The sequence below is a fragment of the Streptomyces sp. NPDC111516 genome (assembly GCF_055635345.1).
This window is the reverse complement of the sequence record NZ_JBVKBV010000039.1, coordinates 20,789-35,835: the sequence shown is the minus strand read 5'-3', so window position 1 is coordinate 35,835 and position 15,047 is coordinate 20,789. Positions and strand designations below refer to the sequence as shown.

At 68.4% G+C, this 15,047-nt stretch carries 10 protein-coding genes and 2 pseudogenes; 10 read left to right on the top strand and 2 right to left on the bottom strand.

The annotated features are described in order from the left end of the window. Window positions 1-96: 96 nt before the first annotated feature. The 3 genes and pseudogenes from ACZ7L9_RS36245 to ACZ7L9_RS36235 form a co-directional block, all read left to right on the top strand. Window positions 97-309 (top strand): annotated as a pseudogene (locus tag ACZ7L9_RS36245) (IS256 family transposase); the annotation flags it as partial. 162 nt (window positions 310-471) lie between these two features. Next, window positions 472-2,565 (top strand): WD40 repeat domain-containing serine/threonine protein kinase, encoded by a 2,094-nt coding sequence (locus tag ACZ7L9_RS36240; protein WP_471421781.1) that lies wholly within the window; start codon window positions 472-474, stop codon window positions 2,563-2,565. A gap of 186 nt (window positions 2,566-2,751) precedes the next feature. Continuing rightward, complete coding sequence (locus ACZ7L9_RS36235; RefSeq protein WP_471421780.1) at window positions 2,752-3,156, top strand: hypothetical protein; 405 nt, start codon at window positions 2,752-2,754, stop codon at window positions 3,154-3,156. A gap of 101 nt (window positions 3,157-3,257) precedes the next feature. On the opposite strand, the pseudogene ACZ7L9_RS36230 reads toward ACZ7L9_RS36235, so the two are convergent. Both ACZ7L9_RS36230 and ACZ7L9_RS36225 read right to left on the bottom strand, forming a co-directional pair. Continuing rightward, window positions 3,258-5,911 (bottom strand): annotated as a pseudogene (locus tag ACZ7L9_RS36230) (helicase associated domain-containing protein). Beyond that, window positions 5,908-6,759, bottom strand: coding sequence for a hypothetical protein (locus ACZ7L9_RS36225; protein WP_471421779.1), 852 nt, complete (start codon window positions 6,757-6,759; stop codon window positions 5,908-5,910). The pseudogene ACZ7L9_RS36230 and the gene ACZ7L9_RS36225 overlap by 4 nt, the downstream one beginning before the upstream one ends. A 149-nt stretch (window positions 6,760-6,908) precedes the next feature. On the opposite strand from ACZ7L9_RS36225, the gene ACZ7L9_RS36220 reads away from it, so the two are divergent. The 7 genes from ACZ7L9_RS36220 to ACZ7L9_RS36190 all read left to right on the top strand — a co-directional run bounded on the left by ACZ7L9_RS36220 (window position 6,909) and on the right by ACZ7L9_RS36190 (window position 15,037). Then, entirely contained in the window at window positions 6,909-7,397 is a 489-nt protein-coding gene (locus ACZ7L9_RS36220; protein ID WP_471421778.1) for a hypothetical protein, read from the top strand. 818 nt (window positions 7,398-8,215) lie between these two features. Then, window positions 8,216-8,374, top strand: a complete 159-nt coding sequence (locus ACZ7L9_RS36215) for an LxmA leader domain family RiPP (protein WP_471421777.1) — start codon at window positions 8,216-8,218, stop codon at window positions 8,372-8,374. Between the two features lie 151 nt (window positions 8,375-8,525). Further along, window positions 8,526-9,593, top strand: a complete 1,068-nt coding sequence (gene lxmK, locus ACZ7L9_RS36210; RefSeq protein ID WP_471421776.1) for a class V lanthionine synthetase subunit LxmK — start codon at window positions 8,526-8,528, stop codon at window positions 9,591-9,593. Next, window positions 9,590-11,413, top strand: a complete 1,824-nt coding sequence (locus tag ACZ7L9_RS36205) for a T3SS effector HopA1 family protein (RefSeq protein ID WP_471421775.1) — start codon at window positions 9,590-9,592, stop codon at window positions 11,411-11,413. The genes lxmK and ACZ7L9_RS36205 overlap by 4 nt, the downstream gene beginning before the upstream one ends. Continuing rightward, complete coding sequence (locus ACZ7L9_RS36200; protein WP_471421774.1) at window positions 11,410-12,396, top strand: phosphotransferase family protein; 987 nt, start codon at window positions 11,410-11,412, stop codon at window positions 12,394-12,396. The genes ACZ7L9_RS36205 and ACZ7L9_RS36200 overlap by 4 nt, the downstream gene beginning before the upstream one ends. After that, a complete protein-coding gene (locus tag ACZ7L9_RS36195; RefSeq protein WP_471421773.1) occupies window positions 12,390-13,769 on the top strand; it encodes a M16 family metallopeptidase in 1,380 nt (459 codons plus the stop codon). The genes ACZ7L9_RS36200 and ACZ7L9_RS36195 overlap by 7 nt, the downstream gene beginning before the upstream one ends. Window positions 13,770-14,140: 371 nt before the next feature. Continuing rightward, window positions 14,141-15,037, top strand: coding sequence for a M16 family metallopeptidase (locus ACZ7L9_RS36190; RefSeq protein WP_471421772.1), 897 nt, complete (start codon window positions 14,141-14,143; stop codon window positions 15,035-15,037). Window positions 15,038-15,047: the final 10 nt, after the last annotated feature.

The window sequence follows — 15,047 nt, the reverse complement described above, 5'->3', positions numbered from 1 at the left end:
AAAACCCAACACCGTTCGTCTGGACCAAGACGGCCGAGGAGATCCTCGACTCCCTCGCCCGCTTCTGTCGACGGATCTCCGGCGCAGGACACTAGAGAGTCGACGTTCTCCACGGTCAAGCTCCGCACCAAGGTCACTCGCGGTGCCGGCAGCCCGGCCGCAGCCCTCGCGATGGTGTTCAAGCTGGTCGAATCCGCCCGACCCCGCTGGCGGGCGATCACCGGGGCCCACCTGGTGCCCCTGGCCCGTGCGGGCGCCCGGTTCGAGAACGGCGTCCTGGTCGAGCGTCCGGAGACACCCGCTGCCTGATCGCATGTCACACGATCCACGGCTCTTAACAATTACTCGCGAGAATCGCGAGAGAAAGACGAGCGGGTCGCTCAGCGCGCCCGAAGGACCTTGTGGAACAGGTTCTTGAAGATTCTGAAATGAAGCTCCCTGCCTGGCGGACTGAAGGTTACTGTGGCGAGCGTGTTGGGGGATGAGTTGATTGGCGGACGGTATCGGCTGGTGGAGCCGATCGGCCAGGGGGGTATGGGCCGCGTGTGGCGCGGCTGGGACGAGACCTTAAAGCGTGACGTGGCGGTCAAGGGGGTTGTTGTCCCCCCGGGGCTGGACGACGAGCAGCGAGCGAGGCTGGTTACTCGAGTGATGCGCGAGGCGCATGCTGCGGCCCGGCTCAGTCATCCGAGCATCATCACGGTCCACGACGTGGTGGAGCACGAAAGCATCCCGGTGATCGTGATGGAGTTCGTCGCTGGGAGGTCCCTGGGCGCGGAGATTCGAGAGCGCGGCAGGCTGCCAGTGCAGAGGGTTGCAGAGATCGGGGCAGCGGTTCTGGAAGGGCTCACCGTCGTGCATGCAGCAGGTGTGGTGCACCGCGATGTGAAGCCCGACAACATCTTGATTGCTGGCCGACGGGTGGTTCTCACAGACTTCGGCATCGCTGGGGTGACTGACGCGACGATGACCCTGACTAGCAGTGGGACGATGTTGGGGACCCCCGTCTACATGGCTCCCGAGCAGTTTGATGGCAAACCAGCCACCGCTGCCTCGGATCTGTGGTCCCTCGGTGTCTCTCTCTATACCGCCTCCGAGGGCGAACCGCCTTTCGCCGGAGCAACGCTCACTGCGCTTTATGCAGCCATCCTGACCGGGGAACCCAGACCTGCACAGTGGTCTGGCGCTCTGGCACCTGTCGTGGCCGACCTTCTGAAAAAGGATGTGGGTCAGAGGGCCACTGCAGAGAGCACCGCCCTTGCACTGGTGTCAATCGCGCGTTCGACACTAGCCGACTCCGCGACTCCCGAGTTAGCCCTCACTTTGGATACGCCGCTTCATCACCTGCCCACGGTCACCGCTCCGGTTGAACATTCGCCAGACGCCCCGGACATCCCCACGGTCCGGCAGCAGAAACCGGCCCCTCCTGGACTCGACAAGCCTGCGAATCCCTCGGCGGAAGGCAGTTCGGCCCTCTCTGACCCATCGATCAAGACCCTTCCCCGGGTCCTGTCGCGGCGTGGGGTGATGCTCGGTGGCTTGACCGTGGTTGGTGCGGGTGCCGTGTCTGCGGTGACCGCTCTCGTGGTCTCTCAGAGGGGGGACAGGTCGAATGGCGGCTCATCCAGCAATGGCCCTACGGGCAGCGGTTCGCCCGGTGAAGGTGTGTCGAACAACGCGCAGCCGACCGGCACGTCGCTGATCGTCCACACGGGCGGTGCCAACGCGCTGGCTTTCAGCCCTGACGGGAAGACGCTTGCTGGCGCATGCTATGGCAAGGTGGTGCGGCTGTGGGATTTGGCCACCGGCAAGAACACCGCCAGCCTCACGGGTCACCGCGAGGATGTCTTTGCTGTGGCGTACAGCCCAAACGGCGAGATTCTCGCCAGCGGAAGCGGTGATAATACGGTGCGGCTCTGGGACGTAGCCAACGGTCGCACAACTGCCACGCTTACCGGCCACACCGACACTATCTACTCACTGGCGTTCAGCGGCGGCCTCCTTGCCAGTACGGGCGATGACGCCACCCTGTTGTGGGACGTGAACACAGCCGAAAAGATATTCACTTTGACCGGTGAGGCCGATGCGGCGCACCCTACCGCTATAGTCCGCCAGGTGGCTTTCAGTCCAGGCAAGGACATACTCGCTGGCGCGTGCTTGGCGGGTGTGGTGCGACTATGGAACGTAATCACCGGCGAGAACATCGCTAATCTCACCGGGCACACGGACGAGGTCGATACGGTCGCGTTCAGCCCAGATGGAAAGACGCTGGCCAGCGGGAGCGAGGACAGGACTCTACGGTTCTGGGACGTAGCTTCTCGCCGGAACACCGCTACCATCACCGACTCTGTTGGTTCCCTGGCATTCAACCCGCTCGGGAAGACGCTGGCCGGCGGATGTGCTGACGGTACGGTGCGGCTGTGGGACGTAGGCACCGGCCGCAAGCTCGCCACGCTCACCGGCCACAGTCGTCCGGTAAGTGAAGTGGCGTACAGCCCAGACGGAAGAACTCTGGCGAGTACCAACGGCGGCGAGAAGACCGTGCGGCTGTGGACTTGGCGTTGACTTTCGCTGTCTCGCCTCGCTCTGGCGCCCGCAACTGAATGGGTCGTCAAAATCGCCCCGGATGTGCCATGGGACGGCATCCCGCGCTGCGCGGGTGGGGTTGGCGCATTCCGCCACAGGCACCCGCTGCGCCCGAGATAATCGGCAACGACCGATTGTCCAGCCACGATTGACAAGGGGATGCGCATGGCACTGCAGGAGCGTCTGGAACGCCCACTGCAACGCGAGCGGCTGCTGAAGGCCGCTGGAGTCTCACGCGCCGAACTGGTCTGTGCCCCGGCGACATGGCAGGTGGTCAAGCAGCACTGCCAGTACCCGTTCAGTCACTACAAGACCTTCCCTTATGAGACCGGCCACCACATGCCTGACGAGGACGGCTTCCTACACGTGGAGCTGGAAGGGGCCGACCTGGCGCGGCTCGTTCAGCGCACCTACATCGCCCGACTCACAGTCATCGATGCTGCTCGCCGCGCTGTGTGCCGACGCGTCTGGGATGCCACGGGCGCGGTACTGGACGGCATCGACCTGGAAGCTCCTGACGGCAAGCAACTGCCCGCCATCCTCTTGGACGCTCGCCTGGGCACCAGCTGACTGCTCGCCTGCCAACAGCAAGGGACCCCGAAGAACTGCTTCTCCGGGGTCCCTGTGCACTTCGCTTGACCGTCAGGTCCAACGACCCACCGCGGTCTCTGTCACGCCCAGTCGACGCCCAGCGCGGCCAGGGCGGCAAGCTGTTCGGCGCTGAGCTTGTCCCGCCTCGATTTGGTGTTCGAGACCCACACGCCCAGTTTCACGACCGCCGCCGCCTCGCCGTCGACCGCGATCTCCTCGCTGTGGCCGCGCGGCACCGGCCGGTGGGCGCCTTCCCGTTCCACCCACTGCGCGAGGGCTGCCAAGCCCCGCTGGAACGCCTGCTGCGCCTTGCTCGGGCCCTTCGTCGCGCCTGTGACTGCCGGGGCGGGCGACGGGGCCTCAAGCGGAGTGACGCCCAGCCGGGACAGTCGCTCCTGCTGCTCGGTGGACAGCTGCGCCCAGATGCCCGGACTCTTCTGCTGCTGGAGCCACTTGCCGAGATCGTCGCTGTCCATCAGCACGCCGGGCTGGATCTCGGGCAGGACGCTGTCGGCGTCGACCAAGTCGGCGAGCACCCGGTAATGCCGCTGCCAGTACAGCGGCCAGGGGCAGTCCCAGTCCGGGTCGATCGCCGTCAGCTGCGCCGCGCGCTCCGTCGCCCGCTCCGGGTCCTTGCCCAGGCCGTTCTTCGTTCCCTTGCGCCGAAGGTTGGCCATGTACTGCCCGACCGGCACCATCGCCTCGCCCTCGCCCCACACCGCGTCCTGACGCGGCGCGAGATGCCCGGCGGCCCGCCGGTACGACCGGAGGGCGGCGAGCTTGGCCTCCCACGCTTCCTCACCCGGCTCCCACACCATCCCGGCCTCCGGCGCGTCCAGGAGGACCTTGCGGCGGTTCTCCAGCTCACCGGCCCGCAGTGCCTTGCGCTGCTGGTGCACCCACCTGCCCAGTGGGAAGTCCTTCGTGACGCCGACCTCGACCTCAACGTCATAAGGCACGGCGTAGACGCCGGTGATCTCGTTCTCCGCCCGCCAGCGCAGCAGGGCCTGGTAGCCCTCCAGCCACACCAACGACTCCGGCCGGTACACCCGGGTCCGCAGGAACGCCGCGATGGTCGCCGCGTCACGGGGAGAGGAGAAATGAAGCAAGGCAGACTCGGCAGCGGCGTCGGTGTCGTCCTGCTCCTGGTCCTCGCCGTCGGCCCCGACGATCCGCCCGTCCTCGTCACGCCGCACGTGGACCTTGCGCTTGCCGCTGGTGAGCGCGCGGGAGGCGAGCTGCTCGACCAGGCGTTCGTCATGCGAGCGCAGGCCCTGGAGGACCGCTACAAGGGGGCGGAACGAGGCGCTGGCGACCATGTCGTCGGGGTCCTCACCGGGCTCCAGGAAGATGGGCACGATGATCCTGGCCACTTTCGTGCTGCCGTCCTTGTTGAGGCGGAGCGCCCGGCCGATGTTCTGCACGATCTCGACCTGGGAGCCGCGGGTATCGGCGAAGCAGACGGCCTCGACTCCCCGCTCGCCGGTGATGTCCACGCCCTCCCCGAGCACCCGCACCGAGGCGAGGAACGCCCGATGGACGCGCCGGTTGTTGGCGTCGATGCCGTTGGCGAACTGGCGCAGCACCTCGCGCCGCTCGGAGACGAGGTGGTCGCCGCACAGCCACGCCGACCACACCCGCTCCGGCGGGACGTGCCGGTCGGCCTCCAGCTCGTAGAACTCCGCGTCGATCGACGACGCGGGGGCTTCTCTGCGGCCGCCAGGTCCTTATCCGAGGCGTCGTTGACGTACAGCTCGGCCGCCGTCTCGGGCAGCTTTTCCGCGAACGCGGCCGCTTCCTCGACCTTCTGGTGGAACGTCATGACCGTGCGCAGGTTCCACGCGGCGGCGTGCTCCAGGAGCGCGGTCTGCAGCAGTGCCAGGCGCCGGCCCCGCCGCGCCTCCTCCGGCTCACCGATCACGGGAGAGGGGTCGCGGATCTCCAGCACGTCGATCTCGAACCCGGCGAGGATCTCCCGCTCGATCGCCTCCGACAGGCCCAGCTCGGCCAGCCACGCCCCGTACGTGCCGTTGGGGTCGTCGTCCATGGTCGCGATCTCCGCCTCCTGGCCGGCCGCGCCCCTTCGCAGCTGGGGAGCTGCCAGGATGCGCGGGGTCGCGGTGAGGTAGAGCCGGAAGTTGGCGGGGATCCGCTGGTTGTCGTGGATCGCCGCCCACGGTCGACCAAGATCACCGGCGGTTCCGTGGGCCTCATCCACGATGGCGAGGTCGAAGCCGTCCATGCGCTGGCCGTAGAGGCGCTCTCCGCCCGCCAGCGCGGCCTCCAGCGGCCCGCGCACCTTCCGCTGGCCCTCGGGATCGTCGATGTCCTCGCGGTCCACGAGAGAGGCGTAGGTGGCGAACACGACCACCGGCCCGGACCCCGCCCACAGGGCGAGCTGGATGGGGTTAGTGGTGGTGCGCACCCCCAGCTCGTTCAGCACCGGGTCGTTCTCCAGCGAGCACACCGCAACCATCGGGGCGGTGTGGCCCACCAGACACCAGGCCTGGGCTGTCTGCACGAGCAGGTCCAAGGTCGGGACGGTGACGAGGATCCGGCCGTCGGAGAAGCAGTCTCGTGCTGCCCAGGCGGCGGTGATGGTCTTGCCCGATCCGGTCGCCGAGAGGAGGGTGCCGCGGGCGCCCTGGGCGGGAACGGGGGCGCGTTCGGGGCGACCGGCCCAGGCACGGATCGCAGCGACCGCGGTGACCTGGTGCTCGCGGAGGTGGATCATCCGAGCCGCTCCTCTGCGTGCGGGGCCGGTGAGGCTTTCGTGGTCGCGGGGGCCGGCCGGGCCGTGGCGGCCTTGCGGCGTCGGTGCTCGCGTTGGGCTTGGGCGCGGGCGCATTCACGGGTGCAGTACTTGATGCCGCTGGTGCGGTTCTGGCCGTACTCGGCGCGGCCGCGTTGGCGGACGAAGTCCCGCCCGCAGGTCTCGTTCGTGCAGGTGCGGATGGTGGCGTCCTCGGCGAGGTGGTTGTACAGCTGGAGGAACGCGACGGAGAGGATGGACGGCTGCCTGTCGGTGAGACTGCCCAGGCCGACGCTGAAGGCTGCGAGGTTGTAGCGCAGGGCCGACCGGAGCATGGCCAGCCGCAGGCCAAGGGTGGCGGAGCGGAGCTCGTCGAGGGTTTTGGGGTATCCACTGTCGTCGTGGTCGTTCTCGGCTGTGATGTCGGCCAGGTGCTGTTCGGTGACTTCCGTCTCGACGAGTTCGTCCAGGCCACCGGGGCGACGGCATGCCAGCCACGTGGCGATAGCGGCCTGGGCCTCGCTGATGTGGAGGCGTACGAGGTCGCCGTGGAGCGACCAGGGGCCATAGCGGGGATGTTCACGTTCCTCGAGCTCTTGCAGGCGGCTGTGTTCGTCGTAGTCCCAGCTGCCGGCATCGATGCTGCCGCCCAGGCGCCCGTACTGGTTCATCCAGCCGGCCACGGTGTCCAGGTCTGCCGGGTCCACTTCCATCAGCTCGCGCAGGTAGAAGTCATCCGGCAACGACGCCTTTTCGACGACCCGGTCAAAGCCCTGGGCGGCCCACACGATCCAGTCGCCTTCGGCCCGGACGCCGTGCATGGGTGTCATCTCCGGCAGGGGAACCGGTGTCCCCGGCCAGAGCGTGGGACGAAAACGTGGGTCTGCGTATGCCGCCATGAGGGGCATCATAACGGTGGGTACGTAGTACGAAGAAGTGAACGTTCGTATTACCTAGGGGTGAAGGTGTGGGAGGGGACGTGGTGGTGACACAGTGGCAGGAGCGCAAGGCGGTCGGGGACGCCCATGAGCAGCGCGTCGCGGCGGCGCTCGCGGCGCAGGGGTGGACGGTCGAACGCTGCGGGCAGGGCATCTATCCGCCCGCGATCCGGCAGGCCCTGGCCTGCACCACCTCGGCACTGCGCTGGTTCCCTGACCTGATTGCCGCCCGCGCCAGCGAGGTCGTCACGATCGACGCGAAGGACTGCATGCCCAGCAACTCCTCCGGCCGGTACGCCGTTGCCGACGAAGCTGTCCACGCCGGCCTGCAGTTCATCGCCGCCAACCGGCCGACCCCGCTGTACTACGTGTTCGGGGACCTGCGCGTTCTGACCCCGGTCGAGGTCCTCCACTACACCGGCCACGCCGAACGCCGTCACGACGGCGCCTACCGCCTGATCAGCACCCGCCAGGCGCACTCCTTCGACGCCGTCTTCGGCCGCCGTCTGCCGTTGCGCGCGGCGGGCTGACCGCCCATAGAGCCGCCCGCGCAACGCCAGCAGGCCCGCGTCGCAGTCACCCCGGGCGGGGAAGAAGACCCCATCCCAGGTATCGGATTCCCGCTGGCGCCGTTTCGAGGCCTGGCACTCACCGCAGGGCGCAGACAAAAGAGTGGGGTTCGTCAGCCACCACAGTGGCTGACGAACCCCACTCTGTGCGCGTCCCGCGCCAACAGGCCGCGCCACCTTCGCCGTAGGTGCAAGAGTCCGGGTCAAAGACTGAGGTGCCCAGCGGCTTAAAGCCGACACCCCCGACACGAGTCCCGCCGATCACCCGGACAGGTGACAGAGATCCATTTCGCCTCCACCCCACACCCTCATGCGCTAAAGAGCCCACCCCAAAGGAGACCCAGCGAACACGCCACCGACCGATCCGGGAACACACCACCACCACATCCGGGATACGACCACCAAGATCAACAAGCCGACACACCCACCGACCAGCACAAACAAGACCACGCATCACGGGCGAGGAAAACCGAACACCCAGAAATTCCTTCCCCGCGCCTCCACCCGGGCTTCCCTCGTGGAATGCGGGGCGTTCCCGGCGCGGCTCGGCCCCGGCGGCCGCCGGGGCGTCGTCCGACAGGGATCCACGAGCCCTCCGACATCTCCCCGTGGCTGGGCGACCGCCAGTTCGGGGCCAGTAGCTGGGCCGCCGATTCAAGGTTCTTTCAATGTTTCCGCAAGCTTGGCCGTGCACCGTATGTGCGAGCCCCGGCAATTGGCCGCGGATGGAGAATCGCGCCTAACCGTACGGCGCAATTCCATTTTCGAGAGGAATCGCCATGGAAACCAGTGAGCTCTTCGAGGGGTACGCGGCGTATACGACGGCTGAGGATGTCATGGACGGGACGGTCGACGAGGAGCTGGCCTTCACGCCGACCATCACCTCGTCGTACCCCTGTGTCAACGCCACCTACGCGACCTTCGTCATCAGCTGCTGACGCCCGCGTCTGAATGCGAGCGAGCCTCGGCCCGCTCGCATTCAGGAGGCCACGCCCAATAGACAGAGGAGAAGCCGCCGTGGGCGTTGTGACTACCGCCGACACAGGGTTGCGTGCCACTGAGGCAAGATCGCTCGACGGTTTCCCGGAAGTGAACGCGCTTCTGGAAAAGCTTGAACTGGGCGTACTGCGGCAGGACGACTGCGATTCTTTCGTCGGACGCAACCCCAATTGGGCCGGGACGACGACGAAGGGTTTTCCGGTCTTCATCAAAAGCCTCGGCCCCCTACCGAAGGGGGACGCGCTGGGGCGCTTCCGTCGGACGCACACCTTCGACGTGCTCCGGGACAGGGTGGGTTTCACGCGACTCCGCAGCCCGAAGGTGCTCGGTCACGACGAGCCTTCGGGGCTGGTCGTCTCCCGCCTTCTCGGCGATGCCGTCGCCGGGGACGACCTCGCCGGCGACACCCGCTTCCCGGAGTGGGCCGCGCGGGAAGCGGGCGGCGCCTTGGCGGAGTTGCACAGCGTCCCACCACTCGACTCCGTGGACCGAACACCACCCGTCCTACCGCCCCTGGAACTGCTGAGCGCCTTACCGCTGGAGACCTACTACGCCGCCACGTTGGCGGAGCTGGAGTTGTGGCAGTGCCTCCAGTCCGACGCGGCGCTGTCGGACGCCCTGGTGACGCTTCGGCGCCGCGAGTCAGCCGCCCACCACACCATGATCCACGCCGACTTGCGGCTCGATCAGCTGCTCATCACCCCCGACAACAAGCTGTACTTCATCGACTGGGAAGAGTTCAGAGTGGGCGATCCCGCCCGTGACGTCGGATCCTTCTTGGGCGAGTGGCTCTACCTGGCCACCCTCAGCATGGGCGAGAACGACGACCTCGATCATGTTCCGGACAGTGCGAGTGGCCCCCACCCCATCGACGACCAGGCGATCGTGCGGCGCGGAGCGCGGAAGCTGGATCAGCACCTCCCCCATATGACCGCCTTCTGGAAGGAATACCAGGCGGGACGGCCCGCGGTCGACAGTGCCTTCAGGGCACGCACCACCGCCTACGCCGGCTGGCACCTCATCGACCGGGTCCTGGCACTGGCCAGTCAGCGCGCCACGCTGCCAGCGCTGGCACTGGCCGCGGCGGGGATCGGCCGACTGGCCGTCATCAGGCCCGAACACTTCGCCGGGGTCCTGGGTTTGAAGGAGCAGACATGATCGTCACCTCATCGCTTCCGCGGTCGCTGGCAGCCGGGCCCGCCGCCCACCTCGCGGGGCAGCCGCTCGATACCCGGGTCGTGGCTCTGGCCGACGCGATCACGGTGGAGCTGGAAGCGGGCGTCGCCCGTGTGGGCGACCGGGAACTCAGGGCCCCTACCCAGGACAAACTCGGGGCCCGGATGGCGGCCGCGATCTACGACCGCTACCACGCCGGTCGCCGGGAAGTACTGCCGAAGAACTACCGGCCGCTGCGTGACCCGGAATTGGAGGAGGCTTTCCGGGCAGCGATGCCGCATCGCACCACGCTGGTGCCCGCCCGGCTGCTTTCCCGGGGCTCGGACGGAGCGGAGGTCATCGTCCAAGGTCTCGGCGTGCGCGTTCGCGTCCGGCCCGAACATGTCGTAACGCAGGAGGGGAACGAGAGGGGGGAGGGAAATGCCGTCCAGCTGAGGCTCCCCGCGGCTCGGCCGGCCATCTCCCCCGGCTTCTTCCTGGTGGACGGCTCAGCCGGAGCACCCGCCACCACGCTGCGTCGCGTCTACCTCAGCCTCGACGAGCCGCGGTACGAGATTTGGCGACGGGTCTTGGAGTTCCTGGAGAACGCGGGTGCGCGTTACCGGGCAAAGGTCAGCTCGGACCGTACCCAGTACCCGCGCCGGGACGCGATCGTCGTCTATCTCGACGCGGAGGACGAAGGCGGCGCGGACGCCCGTGGCACTGGACTGCTCGACGGGCTGGTGGCCACGCTGCACGCCGCCCCGGAGTTGAACGAGTCTGTGTCGGCGTTCGCCATGGGTCTGGGGCGCGGCATCGCACTCGCCGCGGAGCCGGCCGGCCCTCGGCAGCAGACCCGCCGGATGAGCTTCGGGCAGCACCGCTCGGCCGCCGTCACCAAGGGCATCCTGGCCGCCACGCGCGCCGGAGCGTCCGGCGCCGACCGGTACCTCCATGTGGCGGAAGCCCTGCGGGAGGCAGGGATAGATCCCACAGCGGTGCATCGCAACCTGTCCCCCGGGCCGTCCACCGGCCCCTCGGCCGACAGGGGCCCAGGAGGGCGGGAGAAACGTGGGCACGGCCGCGTGACCGAAGAAGAAGACCGGACACCGAGGCCCCACCGCGGTGGCACAGTGTCGGCGCAGGCCGAGGGGACGCCGACGCCGACAGGACACGACGGTCCCCCGTGGTCTTCCTCGGTCCTCGGCTATGAACGACTCCTGCTGGTGGCGAGCGGTGGCGTGACCGCCGCCATGCTTCCGTACTGGCTGAATTGGCTGAGGATGAACCACCCTCAGGTCCATCTACGGGTCTTCATCACGGAAGGCGGTGCTCGGTTCGTCACCCGCACCGCGGTCGCCGCCATACTGGGCGACCACGGACGTGTGTTCGCCGACTCCTGGGACGACCCGGGCCTGGGCGTCTCCACAGGCCAGTCCCACATGGATCTCGCCGCCTGGGCGCAGGCAGCCGTCGTATATCCGGCCGGCGCCAACTACCTGACCCGCCTTGCCCTGGGCGCGGCCGGCACTCCCAGCCTCATGACTCTCCAGTGCCTGGCAGGGCCGATCGGGGTGGCTCCCGCCCTGCCGTCCGGGGCCCCGCCCAACCTCGCCTGGAGCGCACGGCTGCGGGAACTCGCGGAACGCCCCAACGTCGCCATCGCGCGACCCACTGCGGTCCGGTCGCTCAGTACGGGTGAGTACGACGGCGTGGGCTGCCCTCCCCTGCCCGACGTCCTGCGGCTCATCGAGGAGCGGAGGGCGAACACCTCCGCCTCAGGACTGCCCGTCCGGCGCACGGAAGAAGGCAGGACCGCATGAGTGTCACCTCCCTGATCCCCTCCTCGGAGAACGGGGGTCACGTCCGCTACGGAACAGGCTGGCTGATCACCAGCATCACCGAACTCGGGCCACGCCGGTACCGCTGGCGACGCAGCCCCGGACCTGCCCGGTCCCATCCGATGACGACCCCAGCCCCGGGCGTGCGGCATGTCATCCACGAATTGCCAACGGAACGGGTCACCTTCATCCTGCCCGCGGAGGACGGGTCCGGACACGAATTCACCCTCTCCGGCGGGTGGTCGGCGGGCGTCGGCCTGCTGACGGAGAACGCCCCCTTCGACCAGGCCCGGACGGAGGCCACACTGCGGGAACTCGGCGGAGGGCTCCGGTCCCTGCACCATGCACCGCTCGACGCGGACGACCGGAATCGACTGGCCTCCATGCCGGGCGTCACCCGTCTGCGCCGTTGGCTGGAGCGGAGCGACCCGGACGAGGACGGCGGGCTGCGCGAGCGGTGCGCCACGCGCCTCGGCCGCTCCGGAATCGACACCGCTGTGGAGTGGGCCCGTCACTTGGCGGACTCCGCCGCGGCACACGCCCGACTACTGCACGGCGGCGTCTCATTCGCCAACGTCGTGGCCGGCGAGGGCGGCTGTGAGGTCCTTACCGGCGACGACGTCTCTCTGGGCCACCCGATGCTCGATCCGGGCTGGCTGCTGGGTGAACTGGCGGAGATGCACCTCGTGCACAGCCGCGTGTTCCAACGCCCGCCCGCGACGTCTCACGCCGCGCTCGCCCACTCACTACTGGCGGGCTACGGCCAGACGGAGCAGGACGCGGAGCCTTGGCTGATCCGCGCCGCGGCACTGCGTATCCTGCTGCACGCCCGGGACTTCGCCTGCTACGTGGGCCAACCGCCGGTGCTCGACCAGTACGTGGAACTGAGCGCCGAACTCCTCAGCAGCGATGGTGCGGCAATCCGAGACTTCCTCACCTCTGCCGTGAGGGAGCCGGCGTGCTGACCCTGCCTCCCCGCCGCGTCACCCTCGACAACGGCCTGAAGCTGGTCATCGCCGCCGACCGCTCATTCCCCGTCGTGTCGGTCAGCGTCCACTACGGGGTCGGCTACCGCTCGGAGCCGGAGGGCCTGAGCGGCTTCTCGCACCTGTTCGAGCATCTGATGTTCCGGGGCAGCGCTTACGTACCCGCCGGGCAGCACATGGCTCGTGTGCACGAGGCCGGCGGCACGGCCAACGCCACCACACACCAGGACTACACCGCCTACGTCCAGACCGTTCCCTCCGAAGCACTTGAGCAGGTGCTGTGGCTGGAGTCGGATCGAATGGCCGGCCCGTCGCTGACGGAGGACGGTCTGCGCGCAGAGGTGGCGGTCGTCAAGGAGGAGATCACCCAGCAGATCGAGGGGCGGCCGTTCGGCGGCTTCCCCTGGATGTGGCTCCCCCCGGTGCTGTACGACTCCTACGCCAACTCCCACAACGGATACGGTGACTACCCATCGCTGGAACGGGTCCGGCTGGCGGACTGCGAGAAATTCGCGGCCACCTGGTACTCCCCCGCGAACGCCGTGCTGACCATCGCGGGCGACACCGATCCGGATGCGGCCGAGGACCTGGTACGCGGATCGTTCGGCCTCATCGCCGCCGGGCCCCCGGTCGTGAGCGAACCTCTGCGCGAGGCGTCGCCGCGCAGTCGGCGCTGGGCAACACGCGAAGACCCTCGGGCGCCGTACCCGGTCGTGGCGGTAGGACGGCGACTGCCGGACCCGGCCGAGGAGTTGGACGAGTACGTGGCGCGCATGGCCCTGGCCTCGCTGCTCACCGACGGACGCGGGGCGCGCCTGACACGAAGGCTCGCCGCGGCCGGGGCCTCCGCGCCTGACGCGCGGGCCCGCTGTGGGTTCTTCCGCTACCTCGACGCACGCGACCCCGACACGTTCACAGTGAGGGCGAGTTGCGCGGACCTTCCGCCGGAGACGGTGGTGGACTGCCTGGACGCGGAGTTGAACCGACTCGCCGAAGCGGAGCCCGATCCGTCTGAGCTATCCCCTCTACGGGCCCGGATGAGTACCAGCCTCTACCGACGGTGCGGTGCGGTGTCGGACCGGGCCACATTCATGGGAGCCACGGAACTTCTCTTCGGCCGCGGCGACCTGCTGAGCCATCTCCAGGACCACATCGACCAGGTGAGTGGTGCGGCCATCAGCCGTGCCGCCGCCCGACTCGGCAGCGACCCCGGTGCGGTGTTGACCGTAACCCCCACAGCTGACGAACCGGCGGACCGAGTCCCCACCGGTTCCCGGACGGTGAGGCGACCCGGCCCCCACGCCGAGCACATATCCACAGTCGGTACCGCGTACGGGCGGGGAAGCCGGTGAACACAACCCACGCGGTCGCCCCGAGGGCGTCTCGCCGACTCCTCTCCGTGTGCGCGGAGACCACACTGCCCAACGGGCTCCGGGCACTTGCGGTACACCATCCCGCCGTCCCCCTGGTCGAAATCCGGCTTCGCCTGTCCTTCCCGGCGGTCGGGCTTCGGGGCGCTGCCGCGAAGGTATTGGCGGACCGGCTTCTGTACGGATACAAGGGGCCGGAGTTCGAGCGGCAGCACCATCGGCTGACCGCTCACGGCGGTGAGCTCTTCAGTACCTCCGACCCACAGGGCGTCACCCTTGGCGGAACGGTGCTCGCCCCTCACCTGGGAGTACTGCTTACGTCTCTGTTTCACCGTCTGGTGCGGGAACGGCCTGTGGCGCGCGACTTGGCGGGGGAACGGGCACGAGCGGCACGCCAAGCCGCAGCGCTCGCGATGCAGCCGGAGGTAGTGGCACGAGAGGTGCTGCTGCGGATGTTGGGTGTCGACGCGCAGTGCCTGCCCGAAATACCCACCGACGCCGAGATCCGTGCGATCACCGAGGAACAGATCGCGCGGGTGCGCGAGGACTTCGTCCGACCGGAAGGGGCAATCCTGGTCATGGTCGGCGACCTACCGCCGGAGGAGATGCTCAAGCGGCTGGCCGGCAGCCCGGCCGCCGGCTGGGAGGTGCCGGGTAAGGCGCCGGGTATCCCGCGTACCGCCATTACCGTGCCGACAGAGGTGCGGCGCCTCGTACGGCCCGGCCAGACCCAGGCGACCCTGTTGCTGTGCGGCGGCACAGTCGCCCGGGACTCCGCCAAGTTCCCGTCCGTCTTCCTGGCTGGATCGATCTTCGGCGGATCATTCTCCTCCCGCCTGGCCGCCCGTCTGCGAGACCGCCTCGGACTGGCATACACGGTCTCCTCCGGATTCGACTTCACCCAGGGCCGTGGGCTGGTCACGGTGCACACGCGGGTAAAGGCCGACGCATACGAGCGGGCCCTCTCGGAGATTCGCGCGGAGGCCGACAGGATGCGGACCGACCTCCCGAGCAGCACGGAGATCACGCGTGCGCGCCGCTACGTGACAGGCTCGCTCTGGATCGCCGCGGCCACGCCCGGCGGACTGGCCTCGATGCTCCTGCCGTTGCGGGACTTGGGCCTGCCCTTCACCCACCTCGACGACTTGTTCGGGGAGATCAGCGCCGTATCGAAGGAAGACGTGCGGGAGGCGGCCGGGGCGTTCCTTGCCGGCAGCGTGCTGGGCGGGGTGGCCGTACTGCCGCCGTAGGCGAATACCG